A 16093-nucleotide genomic window follows, 5' to 3' on the forward strand; every position below is an offset into this window, starting at 1 on the left:
GGTCCGCCCCTTCCTATCCGTTCATGGCGCTACTGGGCCAGCAGTCCGCGCAGGACGTACTGGAGGATGCCGCCGTTGCGGTAGTACTCGGCCTCGCCCGGGGTGTCCAGGCGGACCACGGCCTCGAAGACCGTCTCGGTGCCGTCGGGGCTCACCGCGGTCACGGTGACCGTGTCCGGGATGCCGTCGTTGATCGCGGTGACGCCCGAGATCGAGACGGTCTCCTCGCCGGTCAGGCCGAGGCTCTGGTGCGACTCGCCCTCCGGGAACTGGAGCGGCAGGACGCCCATGCCGATGAGGTTCGAGCGGTGGATGCGCTCGTACGACTCGGTGATGACGGCCTTGACGCCCAGGAGCAGCGTGCCCTTGGCAGCCCAGTCGCGGCTGGAGCCGGTGCCGTACTCCTTGCCCGCGAAGATCACGAGCGGGGTCCCGGCGGCGGCGTAGTTCTGGGCCGCGTCGTAGATCGTCGAGACGGGGCCGCCGGCCTGCGTGAAGTCGCGGGTCCAGCCGCCCTCGGTGCCCGGCGCGAGCTGGTTGCGCAGGCGGATGTTCGCGAACGTGCCGCGGACCATGACCTCGTGGTTGCCGCGGCGGGCGCCGTAGGAGTTGAAGTCCTTCGGGCTCACGCCCTGGCCCTTCAGGTACTCGCCCGCGGGCGAGTCGGCCTTGATGGACCCGGCGGGGGAGATGTGGTCGGTCGTGACCGAGTCCCCGAGCTTCGCCATGACGCGGGCGCCCGTGATGTCCTCGACGGCGCCCGGCGTGGCGGGCATGCCCTCGAAGTAGGGGGCCTTGCGCACGTAGGTCGAGGCGTCGTCCCACTCGAAGGTGCTGCCGGTCGGGATCGGCAGGGACTGCCAGGTCGCGTCGCCGTCGAAGACCGAGGCGTACTCCTTGAGGAACATGTCGCGGCCGATGTTGCCGTCGACGACCTCGCGGATGTCCTCGGCGGAGGGCCAGATGTCGCGCAGGAACACGTCCTGGCCGTCCTTGCCCTTGCCGATCGCGTCGGTGGTCAGGTTGAGGTCCATCGTCCCGGCCAGCGCGTACGCGACGACCAGGGGCGGGGACGCCAGGTAGTTCATCTTGACGTCGGGGTTGATGCGGCCCTCGAAGTTGCGGTTGCCCGAGAGGACCGCCGCGACGGCGAGGTCGCCGGCCTGGACCGCGGCCGAGGTCTCCTCGGGGAGCGGGCCGGAGTTGCCGATGCAGGTGGTGCAGCCGTAGCCGACCAGGTTGAACCCGAGCTTGTCGAGGTACGGGGAGAGCCCGGCGCGGGTGAGGTAGCCGGTGACGACCTGCGAGCCCGGCGCGAGGGAGGTCTTGACCCACGGCTTGGAGAGCAGGCCGGCCTCGACGGCGTTCTTGGCGAGGAGGCCCGCGCCGACCATGACGTACGGGTTGGAGGTGTTGGTGCACGAGGTGATCGCGGCGATCACGACGGCGCCGTGGTCGAGCTCGAACTCGCCGGCCTCGGTCTTGACGGTCTGCGGGTTGTGCGGGCGGGCGCCGTTGGCCTTCTCGGCCGGGGCGTCCGAGCCGGGGAAGGACTCTTCGCCGGCTTCGTCGTGGACGTAGTTGGCGACGTCGCGGCGCCACTGGTGTCCGGCGTGGTCGAGCTGGATGCGGTCCTGCGGGCGCTTGGGCCCGGCGATGGAGGGCACGACGGTGGAGAGGTCGAGCTCGAGGTACTCGGAGTACGCGGCTTCCTTCGACGGGTCGTGCCACATGCCCTGGGCCTTGGCGTAGGCCTCGACGAGGGCGATCTGCTCGTCGCTGCGGCCGGTGAGGCGCAGGTAGTCGACGGTGCGCTCGTCGATCGGGAAGATGCCGCAGGTGGAGCCGAACTCGGGGGCCATGTTGCCGAGGGTGGAGCGGTCGGCGACGGGCACGGAGGTGACGCCTTCGCCGTAGAACTCGACGAACTTGCCGACGACGCCGTGGTCGCGGAGCATCTCGGTGATGGTGAGCACGAGGTCGGTGGCGGTGGTCCCGGCCGGGAGGTCGCCGGAGAGCTTGAAGCCGACGACGCGCGGGATGAGCATGGAGATGGGCTGGCCGAGCATGGCCGCTTCGGCCTCGATGCCGCCGACGCCCCAGCCGAGGACGCCGATGCCGTTCTCCATGGTGGTGTGGGAGTCGGTGCCGACGCAGGTGTCGGGGTAGGCGACGCCGTCGCGGGTCATGACGACGCGGGCCAGGTGCTCGATGTTGACCTGGTGGACGATGCCGGTGCCGGGCGGGACGACCTTGAACTCGTCGAAGGCGGTCTGGCCCCAGCGCAGGAACTGGTAGCGCTCGCGGTTGCGCTCGTACTCGCGCTCGACGTTGCGCTGGAAGGAGTCGGGGTTGCCGAAGAAGTCGACGATCACGGAGTGGTCGATGACCATCTCGGCGGGCGCGAGGGGGTTGATCTTGGACGGGTCGCCGCCGAGGTCGCGGACGGCCTCGCGCATGGTGGCGAGGTCGACGACGCAGGGGACGCCGGTGAAGTCCTGCATGATCACGCGGGCGGGCGTGAACTGGATCTCGGTGCTGGGCTTGGCGGCCGGGTCCCAGGAGCCGAGCGCCCGGATGTGGTCGGCGGTGATGTCCGCGCCGTCCTCGTTGCGCAGCAGGTTCTCGAGGAGGACCTTGAGGCTGTAGGGGAGGCGGTCGTGGCCTTCCACTCTGTCGATGCGGAAGATGTCGTAGTCGTGTTCGCCGACCCGCAGCGTCTCGCGGGCGCCGAAGGAGTCCGTGCTCACCATGAGAGCTCCTTGGTTTCAGAACTGAAGATCGGTCTCAGTCTGCCGCAACCTCAAGGCCAGGGAGCCGAGGTCGCGCAGAGTGGATCCGCTTCTAAACAGTACGTCCGTCTTATTTAACGGGTCCAACTGTATCACCCGGTGTCTCGCGAGGGGTTCTTAGCCGAGCCTAAGGCTGTACCCGCTCACGCGATGCGTTGCGGGGGAGGGCTTTTGAAGAGGGAGTCGCATCCGGGCCGGATCTGGCGCTTTAAAGGCCGGCGGCGGCTGGCGGTCGGTGTGCGGTGATGCTCGCCGCCGCCGGCCCGGTGCGGTGGATATAAGTCTTAATTCGGACTATACGCGCCGGGCTCACAGGGCCTCCACCGGCCCTGTGACCTCCGTCGCTACCAGGTCTTATACAGCCAAGCTCTGCAAATTTATGCCTCCGCAAGCGTCGGCAGGCGAGGTCCGGCCGCACGCTGCTCGCCGAGCCAGGTCTCCACGTCGTCGGCCGTGCGCGGCAGCCCGGCCGAGAGGTTCTCGCAGCCCGCGGCGGTGACCCGCACGTCGTCCTCGATGCGGATGCCGACGCCGCGCAGCTCCTCGGGGACCAGCTCGTCGTTGGCCTGGAAGTACAGGCCCGGCTCGACAGTGAGCACGTAGTCCTCCTGCACGGCGCCCTTGTAGTAGTGCTCGGGGCGGGAGTTCGCGCAGTCGTGCACGTCGAGGCCGAGCATGTGGCCGAAGCCGTGCAGGGTCCAGCGGCGGTAGATCAGCGAGTCCTTGTCCAGCGCCTCGTCGACCGAGCCCGGCAGGACCCCGAGGCCCTTGAGGCCCTCGGCCAGCACCCGCATGCAGGTCTGGTGGATCTCCTGGAACTCCGTGCCGGGCTTGATGACGTCCATGCCCGCCTGCTGCGAGGCGTGCACGATGTCGTACACCTCGCGCTGCAGCGGCGTGAACCGCCCGCTCACCGGGAGGGTCCGGGTGACGTCGGCGGTGTAGAGGTGGTTGTTCTCCACGCCCATGTCCATGAGGATCAGCTCGCCCGGCGCGGTGCGGCCGTCGTTGGTGGTCCAGTGCAGGGTCGTCGCGTGCGAGCCCGCGCCCACGATCGACTCGTAGCCCAGGCCGTTGCCCTCCAGGCGCGAACGCAGCCCGAACACGCCCTCCAAGGTGCGCTCGGGGATCGTCCCGCCCGACGGCAGGATGCGCGCGACGTCCTCGAAGCCGCGCACGGTGATGTCGACGGCGTCCTGCAGCTGCTCCAGCTCCCAGGCGTCCTTGACCAGGCGCAGCTCAGACAGCACCGCGGCGAGCTCGCCGTCGCGGGTCAGCTGCGGGCGGCCGTCGGCGTCCCTGCCCGGCTCCTCGGCCGCGAAGAACGCGTCCACGCCCGCGTCGAAGCCGCGCAGCACGCGCGCCTTGCCGCGCTCGACGCTCGCCAGCTCGCTTTCGAGCCGCTCCACGTCGCGCACTTCGACGCCCAGTTCGACGCTGGTCTCCTGCAGGGAGCTCTTGCGGCCGATCCACAGCTCGCCGTATTTCGCGGAGCGGAAGAACTCGTCGGAGTCGGTGCCCTTGCGCGGGCGCCGGTACAGGACCGCGTCGTGGCCGGAGCCATTCGGGTGCAGCACGAGCACGCCCTCGGGGTCGAGGTCGCCGGTGAGCCACGCGAAGTCCGAGCCCGCGCGGAAGCGGAAGAAGGTGTCGTTCGAGCGGGTCTTCTCGGCGCCCGTGGGGACGACGACCGTCTCGCCCGGGAAGGCCGCGGAGACGGCCTCGCGGCGGCGGGCCGTGTAAGCAGCCTGCGCCGACTCGGCCACGTCCAGGTCCGTCGCGCCCCAGCCGGTGCGCATGAAGTTCAGGAACTTCTCCGGGAACTTCGGGTCGTGGGGCCGCTCGCCGGACTTCTTCTCAGCCATGACTGGTCCTTCCGAACATGAAGACTGCTGAGGTGGATGTGCCTCACCACGACCGTACTACTGACGTGAGCAGCCGATGGCGGCTAGTGCGAACGCCTGAGCCACCGCTACCCTGGAAATCGTGACCGATCGCGCCAATTCGTCGCTCAATCCTCCCGCCGGTGCGGGGGCCGGGCCCCTGCGTTCGGGCGTCACCCTCCCCGCCTCACAGCTCGAGCAGATCCGCCGCCTCGTCGCGGTCGGCCGCGCGTCCTCGGTCGACGAGTACGTCGCCGCCGCCGTCGCCGAACGCCTCGAACGGGACCGCTCGCTCGCCGACCTCCAGGACCTCTTCGAGCGCAAGGGCCACGCCCCCAGCGCCGAGCACCTGGCCTGGGCCCGCGAGAAACTCGGCGTCGAGGGCAAAGAAGGAGAGGCCGATACGTGATCGGCGGCCGCATCCTGGACGTGTCCGCCATCGTCGGCTTCGCGACCTCCATGCCCTATCCGCAGGCCGTCGTCTTCACCGCCCTCGAGCAGAACGTGGTCCTCGCGATCCCCTCCGGCGCGCTCGCCGAGGCCTGGTCGCAGGCCCGCCGCCGCGACCGCGACGCCCTGCTCGTGCTCCTCGGCCTGCCCGTCACCGTCGTCATGGACCTCGACCAGAAGTCCGCGCGCGACGTCGGCCTCATGCTGTCGCGCTCGCGCCAGCACGGGAACATCGCCGCCGGGCACGTCGCCTGGTGTGGCCTGAACCGCCCCGGCTGGCCCATCGTGACGGGCGAGCCGAAGACGCTGCTTGCATTCGACTCGAGCCTCGAGATCGACCAATTGCCTTGAGCCGCGAACCGAAGGACACTGGAGGAGTGGGCGTGACCACCGTGCAGGAGCAGACCATGAGCGATCTCGGTCAAATCGACTACCGGCCCCGCAAGTCCCGCATCGGGGCCTGGATCGGCGCGGTCATCGCGTTCGGCGGGTTCACCGCCCTGTCCTTCACCCTCGGCAGCCAGACCTTCGAGGGCGGCACCATCACCTGGCCCGACCAGGCCGCCATGATCGGCCTCGGCGTCGTCGGCGCCGGGATCTCGCTCAGCTTCCTGCGCCTGCGCGTCCGCGCCGACGCGAAGGGCATCGAGGTGACCAACGTCGCCTCCAAGCGCTACTTCCCGTGGCAGGTCGTCACCGCCATCAACTTCACGGACAAGATGACTTGGGCCACCGTGGAACTCGCGGACGACGACGAGATGTCGATCATGGCCGTCCAGGTCAGCGACAAGGAACGGGCTGTGGCGGCGATCAAACAGCTGCGAGCGCTCTTCGAGCAGTCCCGCAGCTAGGTGCTAGTATTGCGTGTCGATCGCACCGAGCCGTCCTGGACGGCGAGCGGTGCCGCAAGCGGAGTCCAGCTCCCACCCGCAGCCGGGACCCCTCACGGGGAGTCCGACAGGTGAACGGGTCACGTACGGCGACATGATCGCCGTGCCCTTGGAGTGGACCCTGGCTGTTGCCGGGGTCTTTTCTTTTGGGGACCTCACACGCTGAGGCCTGTGCTGGGTCACGCTTGCAACGACAAGCCGCCGGGGCTCCCGCCCCGACGACCGGAACAGCCACAGGGGCGCCGATGTTGACATCGGCGAGAATCGCGAACCAAGGAGGCCCCATCAGCGATCTGCGCATTAACGACCAGATTCGGACCAAGGAAGTGCGCCTGGTCGGCCCGGCAGGGGAACAGGTCGGCATCGTGTCGATCGACAAAGCCCTGCAACTGGCCGCCGACGTCGACCTGGACCTGGTCGAAGTCGCGCCCACCGCCCGTCCGCCGGTCTGCAAGCTCATGGACTACGGCAAGTACAAGTACGAGTCCGCTCAGAAGGCCCGTGCGTCGCGCCGCAACCAGCAGCAGACCGTCATCAAAGAGATGAAGCTCCGGCCGAAGATCGACAAGCACGACTACGAGACCAAAAAGGGTCACATCGTGCGGTTCCTCACGGCCGGCGACAAGGTCAAGATCACGATCATGTTCCGCGGTCGCGAGCAGTCGCGCCCCGAGCTCGGCCGGCGCCTGCTGGACAAGCTCGCGGAAGAGCTCGCCGACCTCGCGATCATCGAATCGGCCGCCAAGCAGGACGGCCGCAACATGATCATGGTCGTCGCCCCGATCCGCCCCAAGGGCGAGATCGTCAAGGCCAGCGGCGGCGGAGGCCGTAAGGGCGGACGCGGCGGCGACGCCGAACAGGCCGAAGCGACCGAGGCCCCGGCTCCGGCCGAGACGCCCGCGGAAGCACCTTCGGAGGCTCCTGCGGAACCGTCTTCGGACGCGCCCGCCGAGACGCCCGCCGCGGAGCCTGCCGAGAAGCAGCCCGAGGCCTGACCCCGAGCACTACGCACCGGCCGGAAGCGGGCGCCAGCGCGCGCCCGCACCCGACCGGCATTGAACACAGAGGAGAAGCACGATGCCGAAGATGAAGACCCACAGCGGTGCCAAGAAGCGGTTCAAGGTGACCGGCTCCGGCAAGCTGATGCGCCGCAGCGCCGGCAAGAACCACCTCATGGAGCACAAGAGCGGTCGCTTCAAGCGCAAGGCGCAGGGCCGCAACGAGGTTGCCCCCGCCGACCAGAAGCAGGTCCGGAAGATGCTGGGCCTCTAAGCCCGCACTCCGTTTGACTTCCCATCCGCTTTAAACGCAAGGAGACTGAACTGTGGCACGCGTCAAGCGTTCGCTGAACGCCAAGAAGAAGCGCCGCGTCGTACTCGAAGAGGCCAAGGGCTACCGCGGGCAGCGCTCGCGCCTGTACCGCAAGGCCAAGGAGCAGCTGCTCCACTCGTACACGTACTCGTACCGCGACCGCAAGAACCGCAAGCGCGAGTTCCGCAAGCTGTGGATCACCCGCATCAACGCCGCCGCGCGCGCGAACGGCATCACCTACAACCGCTTCATGCAGGGCCTGTCCCTCGCTGAGGTCGAGGTGGACCGCAAGATCCTCGCCGAGCTGGCCGTCAACGACGCGGCGGCGTTCACCGCCCTCGTCGAGGTAGCCCGCAAGGCCCTCCCCGCGGACGTCAACGCTCCGGTCGAGCAGTAAACATGTCGTTTGACGAACCCGGGACGGACGCGCTCACGGCACGGTCGTCCCGGGTTGTCAATGCCCGGAAGCTGCAGCGCCGCCGCGAGCGCGACAAGGCCGGCCGCTTCCTCGCCGAAGGCCCGCAGGCCGTGCGCGAGGCGATCGCCGCCGGTGTCGTCGAGGATCTGTTCTACGACTTCGACGCCGACGAGCGCTACTCGGACCTGATCGACGCCGCCGTCGGCGCCGGTGCCTACGTGCACCCGTGCACCGACCAGGCGCTGGCCGCGCTGGCCGAGACCGTGACCCCGCAGGGGCTCGTCGCGGTCTGCAAGTTCCTCGACCAGAGCCTCCCTGAGGAAGCGAAGCTGGTCGCGGTCCTGCACGGCATCACCGACCCCGGCAACGCCGGGACGGTGCTGCGCGCCGCCGACGCCGCCGGAGCCGACTGCGTGGTCTTCGGGACCGACTCGGTCGACCCGTACAACGGCAAGTGCGTGCGGTCCTCCGCCGGGAGCCTGTTCCACCTGCCCGTCGTGCGCGCTGCGGACACGGGCGATGCCCTTGACCTGTTCCCGCACGCCCAGATCCTCGCGGCCGCTGCCAACGGGGAAGACCTGTACGCGCTGGACGGCTCGGGGGATCTCGAAGCGCCCACCGTGTGGCTGTTCGGTTCCGAGGCCCACGGCCTCGACAACGCGACCGCCGCTCTGGCGCACCGCAAGGTCGGCGTCCCGATCTGGGGCAAGGCCGAGAGCCTGAACCTCGCCGTCGCCGCCGGTGTGTGCCTTTACGCGAGTGCGGCCGCCCAGCGGCGCTAACTTACGGCTCGCAAGCTTCGCCGAGAGAGGGATCGGTAGACTAGTGGCATGCGAGCCGACAACCGCGAATTTATCCAGCCCGCCGGGTGCGGGCTGTGGCGTTAGTCGACCACTTCCTCTCTGGCGGGCTGCGGCCGAGCCGCGCGTCTTTTCTAGACTCCTTTAGGTCCCGCCAGGAGAGAGATCAATGAGCACAGATAACGAGGCTGGCCTGCTCCAGCCCGAGGCCCTCGCCGGGGCCGTCAAAGACGCCGCCGCGATCATCGAGGCCGCTTCCAACCTTGAGGAACTTGCCGCCGCCAAGTCCGCCACGCTCGGCGACAAGGCCCCGGTTTCCTTGGCCCGCAGGGCGATCGGTTCGATCCCGGGCAAGGAGCGCGGTGAGGCCGGGCGCAACGTCAACGCCGCCCGCACCGAGATCACCGGCCTGTTCGAGGCCCGCGAGGAGATCCTGAAGGCGGCCGAGGCGGCCCGCATCCTCCGCGAGGAGACCGTCGACGTCACCGCCCGCACGGCCCGCCGCCGCGAAGGCGCGCGCCACCCGATCAACGTCCAGATGGACCGCATCGCCGACCTGTTCGTGGCCATGGGCTACGAGATCGGCGAGGGCCCCGAAGTCGAACTGGAATGGTTCAACTTCGACGCGCTCAACATCCACCCGGACCACCCGGCCCGGACCATGATGGACACATTCCACATCGCCGACGGCAAGGGCGAGTTCGGCTCGAACATGGTGCTGCGCACGCACACCTCCACGGTGCAGATCCACACGATGCTCACGCAGGAGCCGCCGATCTACACGGTCGCGCCCGGCCGCGTGTACCGCACCGACGAGGTGGACGCGACGCACTCGCCGGTGTTCCACCAGACCGAGGGCCTCGTGGTCGACAAGGGCATCACCATGGCCGACCTCAAGGGCACCCTCGACCACTTCGCGAAGTCGGTCTTCGGGCCCGACGCGATCACGCGCCTGCGCCCCTCGTACTTCCCGTTCACCGAGCCGAGCGCCGAGGTCGACGTCTGGTTCGCCGCGCACAAGGACGGCCCGCGCTGGATCGAGTGGGGCGGCTGCGGCATGGTCAACCCGCGCGTGCTGCGCGCCTGCGGGATCGACCCCGACGTGTACTCGGGCTTCGCGTTCGGGATGGGCGTGGAGCGCGCGCTCATGCTGCGCCACGGCATCACCGACCTGCGCGACATCATCGACGGCGACGTCCGGTTCCCCGCCGGGCTGCGAGTGGAGGAGTAGACGATGAGGATTCCCGTTTCCTGGCTCGCCGAGTACGCCGCCCTGCCCGCGGACCTGACCACGGCGGCGCTCGACGCCGCCCTGGTCGAGGCCGGGCTCGAAGTCGAAGAGGTCGACGACCTGCGCGGCCGCGTGACCGGCCCGCTCGTGGTCGGCCGGGTCGCCTCCATCGAGGAGCTGACCGAGTTCAAGAAGCCGATCCGCCACTGCTGGGTGGAGGTCGGCGAGGCCGAGCCGCGCTCGGTCATCTGCGGCGCTAGAAACTTTGCCGAAGGCGACCTCGTCGTCGTGGCGCTGCCGGGCGCTGAACTGCCCGGCGGGTTCAAGATCGGCTCGCGCCAGACCTACGGCCGCCTCTCGGACGGCATGATCTGCTCGGCCCGCGAACTCGGCGTCTCCGACGAGCACGACGGCATCATCGTCCTTCCCGAGGGCGAGGTCGGCGCCGACGCGCGTGCCTACGTCGGCCTCGACGACGTGGTCTTCGAGCTGGCCATCACCCCCGACATGGGGTACTGCTTCTCCGTGCGCGGCATCGCCCGCGAGGTCGCGCACCGCCTCGGCGTCGCGTTCACCGACCCGGCCGCGAAGGCCGCCGAGCCCGCCGCGACCGAGCACCCGCCCTACCCGATCCGGGTGGAGACTGACGGCTGCACGCGGTTCACGCTGCGCGAGGTGCGCGACGTGGACGCGAACGCGGAAGCGCCGGAGTGGATGGCCAAGCGGCTCACCCAGGCCGGGATGCGCCCGCTGGGCCTGGCCGTGGACGTCACCAACTACCTGATGCTCGAACTCGGGCACCCGCTGCACGCGTTCGACCGCGACGCCCTCGAGGACGTCATGGTCGTGCGCCGCGCGAAGCCGGGCGAGACCCTGAAGACCCTGGACGACGTTGAGCGCAAGCTCGACCCCGAGGACATGGTCATCACCGACGGCACCGGCCCGCTCTCGCTCGCGGGCGTCATGGGCGGCCAGACCTCCGAGGTCGGGCCGACCACCCGGAACGTGCTCATCGAAGCGGCGCACTGGAACCCGGTGTCGATCGCCCGCACCTCGCGGCGGCACAAGCTGACCTCCGAGGCCTCCAAGCGCTACGAGCGCGGGGCCGACTCGGGGATCACGCTGCTCGCCGCCCAGCGCGCGGCGGACCTGCTCGTCGAGTACGGCGGCGGGACCCTCGTGGAATCCGTGGCCGATATCGACCACCGCCAGCCGGTCTCGCCGATCCTGATCCCGGTCGACCTGCCGTCCAAGACCATCGGCGTCGACTACGACCGCACCACGGTCGTCTCGATGCTCGAAGCCGCCGGCTGCACCGTCGAGGGCGACGAGGTCCTGACCGTGACGCCCGCTTCGTGGCGCCCCGACCTGACCGACCCGGCCGACCTCGTCGAGGAGGTGGCCCGCCTGCACGGCTACGGCCACATCCCGTCGAGCATCCCGCGCGCGATCGCCGGGACCGGCCTGACGTCCTCGCAGCGGCGCCGCCGCCGCGTGGCCCGCGCCTTGGCGGACAACGGGTTCACCGAGACGTACACGTTCCCGTTCGTCTCGCGCGAACGCGCCGACGAGCTGGGCCTGGACGAGAAGGACCCGCAGCGCGAGGCCGTCGCCGTGCTCAACCCGCTCGACGACGCCGCGCCGCTGCTGCGCACCACGGTGCTCGCGAGCCTGGTGAACGCCGTGCGGCTGAACCTGTCGCGCGGCGCGAAGGACCTCGCGGTGTTCGAGGAGGGCCTGGTCTTCCAGCCCGCCGAGGGCTGGTCCGACCTTGAAGTGGTCGAGCTGCCGGTCTCCAAGCGCCCTGAAGATGAAGCGATCGCAGCCGCGATCCGGCGCCTGCCGGTGCAGCCGCGCCACGTCGCGGCCGTCCTGTGCGGGCAGGCCGTTCCGGCCGGGGTCGACGCGCCCGGCCGGGCCGTGGACTGGGCCGACGCGGTCGAGGCCGCCGAGGTCGTCGCCGAGGCTTCGGGCGTGAAGCTCGAAGCGGCCCAAGGGGAGGCCGCGCCGTGGCACCCGGGCCGGTGCGCGGAGCTGCGCGTGGACGGCGTCGTCGTCGGCCACGCCGGCGAGCTGCACCCGGAGGTCTGCGAGCGCCTGGGCCTGCCCCGGCGCACCGCCGCGATGGAACTGGACCTGACGGCGCTGCCGCTGCCGGGCCTGGACCCCGCGCCGGTGATCTCGCACTTCCCGGCAACGCTCATCGACGTGGCCATCGTGGTCGCCGAGGCCGTCCCGGCCGGAGAGGTCGAGGCGGCGCTGCGCGAAGGCGCGGGCGAACTGCTCGACTCGCTGCGGCTCTTCGACGTCTACCGCGACGCGAAGCTCGGCGAGGGCCGCAAGTCCCTGGCCTTCAAGCTGGAGATGCGCGCCGCCGACCGGACCCTCACGAACGAGGAGGGCGTGGCCGTGCGTGACGCCGCCGTGGCCGTGGCCGCCGAGCGATTCGGTGCGGCGCTCCGCTTCTAATCGCCGGAGGCGAGTGCGAGTAACTAGCGAAAACACTTGGGGCGCAACATCGCAGGTGCGATGGGGCGCCCCATTTGTTTGTCCGAATCGGATAGTTACAGGCCGTAACGTCTGAGCCGGGGGTTAGCACATGGTCCGCGCCTTTTAAGGTAAGTGGCGTGAATAACGGGAACCCCTCTCGCGTCGGCAGGCGGCGGAGGCGGACCGGCTCGCAGCAGGGCGGTTCGCCCGTCCACCGCAGAGCCGGGGCCCGAGGTTCCGGCTATAGCGGCAAACGCCGCGCAGCAGGCGCTTCGGCCGTCGCGATCCCCTTGCCCGGCAAGCTGAACGACCTCGAACTGAACAAGCTCCACCTGGCCGTCGCCGGTGCGGTGGGCCTCGTGATCGCCGTCGGCGTGTCGATCGTGCTCGGCAGCCTCCCCGACGGCGGCGCGGGCGGCGCCGACCAGGAGGACGCCGCCTACCTGTACGCGGGCGGCCAGGCCCTCCCCGACGACTTCGCCGACCGGCACCCCTCGCTGGTCGAGCAGATCAACGCAGAACTCGAGACCCGCTACGGCCTCACCCCCGAGCAGCTCTACGACCAGGCCTCCCGGCCCGACGGGCTCCGCGTCGTCCTCACCCTCGACAAGACCCTCCAGGAAGCCGCCGAGCAGACCCCCGGCGAGGCCGGGGTCGTCGCCGTCGAGCCCGGCACCGGCGCGGTGCGCTGCTACTACGGCGCCGAGCGCACCTCCGGCACCGACCTGATCGGCGCCTCCGCGCCGCACCCGCCGTCCTCGGTGTTCGACATGATCACCGCCGCGACCGCGCTCGAAGCGGGCGCCTCCATCGAGTCCTGGTGGCGCGACGAGAGCACCGACGTCACGCTCGCCGTCGCCGTCCAGGAGTCCCGGACCGGCGCGATGGACGCCGTCGCCGAGAAGTACGGCGTCGAAGCGGTGCTCGACACCGCGAAAGGGATGGGGCTCAACGCCATCGCCGACGGCCAGGGCACCGTCTACGACCTCGCGGCAGGGGAGTACGGGGGCCTCCAGGCCGCCGACTTCGGGACCTACCCCGTGAGCGTCGTCGACATGGCGGGCGTCTACGCCACCATCGCCGCGGGCGGCCTCCAGGCCGACACCCACTTCATCGAGCGCGTCATCGACTCCGGCGACGACGAGGTCCCTGCCGGGCAGGACGTCGCCACGACCCAGGCCGTCGCCGAGACCACCGCCCAGGACCTCCAGTTCCTCGGCCTCGGCGAAGCCGAGGCCATCGAGGACCGCGACTTCTTCGCCGCGGGCGCCGACTACCACGGCGAGACCACGCAGGCCTGGTTCGTCGGCGCGATACCGCAGCTGAGCGTCGCCGCCTGGGCCAACGGCGAGGCCGCCGCCGACGGCGGGGTGTCGCTGTGGCGCAACGTCATCGACACCGCCATCGAGACCAACGGCTATGAGGCCGAGCAGCTGCCCGGCGCGTCCGGCGAAGGCGAGGACCTCACCGAGGACATCGTCGGCGACGACGGCCAGATCGACCCCGACAGCGCCTACTGCGAGGCCAACCCCGAGGCCGACGGCTGCGGCGGCGAGACCTCCTCCTCCCCGAGCGCCTCCGACTCGCCCTCGCCGGACGACACCAGCGAGGAACCCGAGCCCGACCCCACCTCCTCTGAGCCCGAACCGGACCCGACGACCTCCTCGGAACCCGATCCGGAGCCCACGACCTCGGAGTGCGCATGGCCGCCGTTCTGCTGATCCGGGAGTGCTACGGTGCGTGCGCGAATACCGCCCAACGGCTTTGAGGAGCCCCCATGACGTTCGACCCGTACGCCCAGCAGCAGCCGTCCCAGCCGCCGGGGATGCAGCCGCCCCCGCCGCCCGGCATGCCGATGGCCCCGCCCCCCTACCCGCAGCAGGCCGCTCCCGGCCTGGAGCTCAACGGCAAAGCCGTCGCGGCCCTCGTGACCGGCGTGCTGTTCTGCACCGGCCTGCTCGGCATCATCCCGCTCGTGCTCGGCAAGAACGCCCAGCGCGAGATCGACATGGGCATGGGCATCGGCCGCCCCATGGCGAAGGCTGGGCGCATCCTCGGCTGGATCGGCATCGCCTTCAGCCTCGTGTGGGTCGCCTACTTCATCATCATGATCACGGTGATCAGCACCGCCGCGAACGCCGTCTCCGACTACTCGACCTACTAGCTTGACCCCCAACGGCTTCCCGCGGTCGCGGCTCCTCCTGATCCTGTCGATCGCGGTGCCGCTGGCGGTGCTCGGCGACGCCCTCTGGGTCCGCGCCGACCCGGAAGGGCCGCCGTGGCAGGGCCTCGACGACTGGTGGAACGCGCTCGTCGGCGGGCCCGAGGACGGTCCGCTGTGGTACCTCGCGGACTTCTTCAACCTGCTCGGTGCCGAGCTCGGCCTGGCGCTCGGCGCGGCCTGCGTCATCGCCCTGCTCGTGGTGCGGCGCTGGCGCTCGGCCGTCTACGCGTGCGCGGCGGTCGCGGCGACCAAGCTCGTGACCGACGGGATCAAAGCCGTCGCGGAGCGGCCGCGCCCGCTGGACATCATGGTGGACACCGGTTCCTGGGCGTTCCCGTCCGGGCACAGCGCCCGGATGGCCGCGATCGTGGTGGTCATCGGCGTGCTCGCCGTCCCGGCCCGGCACCTGCGGCACTGGTGGCCGTTCGCTGTCGCCTTGACGCTCGCGATGATGCTCGCCCGCAACTGGCAGCACGCGCACTGGCTGACCGACGTGGCCGCGGGCGCCGCCACCGGGGCGGCCGTCGCCGTCCTCACCTGGTGGGCGCTCACGCCGCTCCTCGACCGCGAACGGGCCCTTCGCGAAGCGTCACTCGAGGCGGGTGACGGCGCGAGGGCACAAGGGATTGGCTCCGAGCGCTTACTCTGAAGGCAGTTCTTTCTGAGAGGTGCCCGCGATGACCACGCCCGACCCGTACTCCGAGCAGCCCCCGCAGCAGCCCGCCCCGCCGCCCCCGTATGCGCCCTACCCGCCGCAATATCCGCCGTACGGCTACCCGTACGTGCCGCCGCGCCCGACCAACGGCATGGCGATCGCCGCGATGATCTGCGGGATCGTGGGCGTGTGCAGCCCGATCGGCATCCTCGGGCTCATCTTCGGCACCATCGCGAAGCGCCAGATCCGCGAGTCCGGCGAGCAGGGCGACGGCATGGCCACCGCCGGAGTCGTCCTCGGCTGGATCGGGATCGCGGCGACCATCGTCTGGATCGCCTACTACGTCCTCGTGTTCGCGTTCTTCGGCGCGGCCGTGAACGAGATCGAGAACGGCGACTGGCAGACCGACTTCCCGACGGACGACCCGACCTGGGCGATCAGACTGTGGGGCAGTGTCGTTTAGGGGCGCAGCCTGACGTAGGTCGTGACGGTGAGGTTCGCGGCCGTCAGGACCGCGAACGCGGTGCCCGCCAGCGGGAACCCGAGGCCCCACAGGGCCAGTGCACCGCACGCGAACGCGAACACCTTGACCGCGACGACCGCGGCCGTCGGCAGCACGAACCGGGCCCGGGGCGCGGCGAACGCGCCCCACATCGCGATGAGCCCGCCGACGGCCGCGACCGCGATCAGGACGCGGACCCACCAGGCGAGGTCGAGGGCGAGCGCCCACCAGCCGACGAAGGCGAACATCGCCATCTCCACAGTGAACGCCAAGAGGGCGTTGACGATGACGAGGGTCCGGACCGGGCCGGTGTAGCGCGCCCATTCGGGTTCGGGCGGCGTGTTGAAGGGTTTTTCAGTTCCGGGCACGGGTCCATGATGGCGTCCCGTACGTCCAGGCGCTGAGCCGGGTACGACCAAAGTCGCATGCCGGGATACGCACTCAGAC

General features: G+C 70.1%; 16 protein-coding genes. 13 read left to right on the forward strand and 3 right to left on the reverse strand.

Annotation, left to right across the window (positions count from 1 at the left end):
- Nucleotides 1–29 precede the first annotated feature (29 nt).
- Nucleotides 30–2750, reverse strand: coding sequence for an aconitate hydratase AcnA (gene acnA, locus ACZ60M_RS13710; RefSeq protein WP_465418059.1), 2721 nt, complete (start codon nt 2748–2750; stop codon nt 30–32).
- A 419-nt stretch (nt 2751–3169) separates the two neighbouring features.
- Entirely contained in the window at nt 3170–4657 is a 1488-nt protein-coding gene (locus ACZ60M_RS13715) for an aminopeptidase P family protein (RefSeq protein WP_465417931.1), read from the reverse strand.
- Nucleotides 4658–4778: 121 nt separating this feature from the next.
- Between ACZ60M_RS13715 and ACZ60M_RS13720 the strand changes: the two genes are divergently transcribed.
- The 13 genes from ACZ60M_RS13720 to ACZ60M_RS13780 all read left to right on the forward strand — a co-directional run bounded on the left by ACZ60M_RS13720 (nt 4779) and on the right by ACZ60M_RS13780 (nt 15607).
- Nucleotides 4779–5084, forward strand: coding sequence for a ribbon-helix-helix domain-containing protein (locus tag ACZ60M_RS13720; protein ID WP_465417933.1), 306 nt, complete (start codon nt 4779–4781; stop codon nt 5082–5084).
- Complete coding sequence (locus ACZ60M_RS13725) at nt 5081–5476, forward strand: hypothetical protein (protein WP_112140276.1); 396 nt, start codon at nt 5081–5083, stop codon at nt 5474–5476. Before ACZ60M_RS13720 ends, ACZ60M_RS13725 begins: the two co-directional genes overlap by 4 nt.
- Before the next feature lie 32 nt (nt 5477–5508).
- Nucleotides 5509–5976, forward strand: a complete 468-nt coding sequence (locus ACZ60M_RS13730; protein ID WP_465417935.1) for a PH domain-containing protein — start codon at nt 5509–5511, stop codon at nt 5974–5976.
- 338 nt (nt 5977–6314) lie between these two features.
- Nucleotides 6315–7010, forward strand: a complete 696-nt coding sequence (infC, locus tag ACZ60M_RS13735) for a translation initiation factor IF-3 (protein WP_465418060.1) — start codon at nt 6315–6317, stop codon at nt 7008–7010.
- Nucleotides 7011–7092: 82 nt separating this feature from the next.
- Entirely contained in the window at nt 7093–7287 is a 195-nt protein-coding gene (gene rpmI, locus ACZ60M_RS13740) for a 50S ribosomal protein L35 (RefSeq protein ID WP_465417937.1), read from the forward strand.
- A gap of 52 nt (nt 7288–7339) precedes the next feature.
- The gene (gene rplT / locus ACZ60M_RS13745; RefSeq protein WP_465417939.1) at nt 7340–7723 is read left to right on the forward strand and encodes a 50S ribosomal protein L20; all 384 of its coding nucleotides are present in this window, start codon (nt 7340–7342) and stop codon (nt 7721–7723) included.
- A 2-nt stretch (nt 7724–7725) separates the two neighbouring features.
- Nucleotides 7726–8526: a TrmH family RNA methyltransferase gene (locus ACZ60M_RS13750; RefSeq protein WP_465417941.1), complete on the forward strand. Its 801-nt coding sequence runs from the start codon at nt 7726–7728 to the stop codon at nt 8524–8526.
- A 187-nt stretch (nt 8527–8713) separates the two neighbouring features.
- On the forward strand, nt 8714–9775 hold the full coding sequence (gene pheS / locus ACZ60M_RS13755) for a phenylalanine--tRNA ligase subunit alpha (RefSeq protein ID WP_465417943.1): 1062 nt from the start codon (nt 8714–8716) through the stop codon (nt 9773–9775).
- A gap of 3 nt (nt 9776–9778) precedes the next feature.
- Entirely contained in the window at nt 9779–12244 is a 2466-nt protein-coding gene (gene pheT / locus ACZ60M_RS13760) for a phenylalanine--tRNA ligase subunit beta (RefSeq protein WP_465417945.1), read from the forward strand.
- Nucleotides 12245–12402: 158 nt separating this feature from the next.
- The gene (locus ACZ60M_RS13765; RefSeq protein ID WP_465417947.1) at nt 12403–13986 is read left to right on the forward strand and encodes a penicillin-binding transpeptidase domain-containing protein; all 1584 of its coding nucleotides are present in this window, start codon (nt 12403–12405) and stop codon (nt 13984–13986) included.
- Between the two features lie 56 nt (nt 13987–14042).
- Complete coding sequence (locus ACZ60M_RS13770; protein WP_465417949.1) at nt 14043–14429, forward strand: DUF4190 domain-containing protein; 387 nt, start codon at nt 14043–14045, stop codon at nt 14427–14429.
- A gap of 1 nt (nt 14430) precedes the next feature.
- Nucleotides 14431–15138: a phosphatase PAP2 family protein gene (locus ACZ60M_RS13775; protein WP_465417951.1), complete on the forward strand. Its 708-nt coding sequence runs from the start codon at nt 14431–14433 to the stop codon at nt 15136–15138.
- A gap of 28 nt (nt 15139–15166) precedes the next feature.
- A complete protein-coding gene (locus ACZ60M_RS13780; RefSeq protein WP_465417952.1) occupies nt 15167–15607 on the forward strand; it encodes a DUF4190 domain-containing protein in 441 nt (146 codons plus the stop codon).
- On the opposite strand, the gene ACZ60M_RS13785 is transcribed toward ACZ60M_RS13780, so the two are convergent.
- Nucleotides 15604–16014 carry a YrdB family protein gene (locus tag ACZ60M_RS13785; protein WP_465417953.1) on the reverse strand — a complete coding sequence of 137 codons (411 nt, stop codon included), beginning with the start codon at nt 16012–16014 and terminating at the stop codon, nt 15604–15606. The genes ACZ60M_RS13780 and ACZ60M_RS13785 overlap by 4 nt on opposite strands.
- Between the last annotated feature and the right edge of the window lie 79 nt (nt 16015–16093).

Source organism: Glycomyces sp. NPDC050141 (genome assembly GCF_055586545.1).

Coding starts and splice junctions, on each gene's coding strand:
- ACZ60M_RS13715 (WP_465417931.1), bottom strand. CDS start 4,657: ATGGCTGAGAAGAAGTCCGGCGAGCGGCCCCACGACCCGAAGTTCCCG.
- pheT (WP_465417945.1), top strand. CDS start 9,779: ATGAGGATTCCCGTTTCCTGGCTCGCCGAGTACGCCGCCCTGCCCGCG.
- ACZ60M_RS13750 (WP_465417941.1), top strand. CDS start 7,726: ATGTCGTTTGACGAACCCGGGACGGACGCGCTCACGGCACGGTCGTCC.
- ACZ60M_RS13780 (WP_465417952.1), top strand. CDS start 15,167: ATGACCACGCCCGACCCGTACTCCGAGCAGCCCCCGCAGCAGCCCGCC.
- rpmI (WP_465417937.1), top strand. CDS start 7,093: ATGCCGAAGATGAAGACCCACAGCGGTGCCAAGAAGCGGTTCAAGGTG.
- ACZ60M_RS13770 (WP_465417949.1), top strand. CDS start 14,043: ATGACGTTCGACCCGTACGCCCAGCAGCAGCCGTCCCAGCCGCCGGGG.
- pheS (WP_465417943.1), top strand. CDS start 8,714: ATGAGCACAGATAACGAGGCTGGCCTGCTCCAGCCCGAGGCCCTCGCC.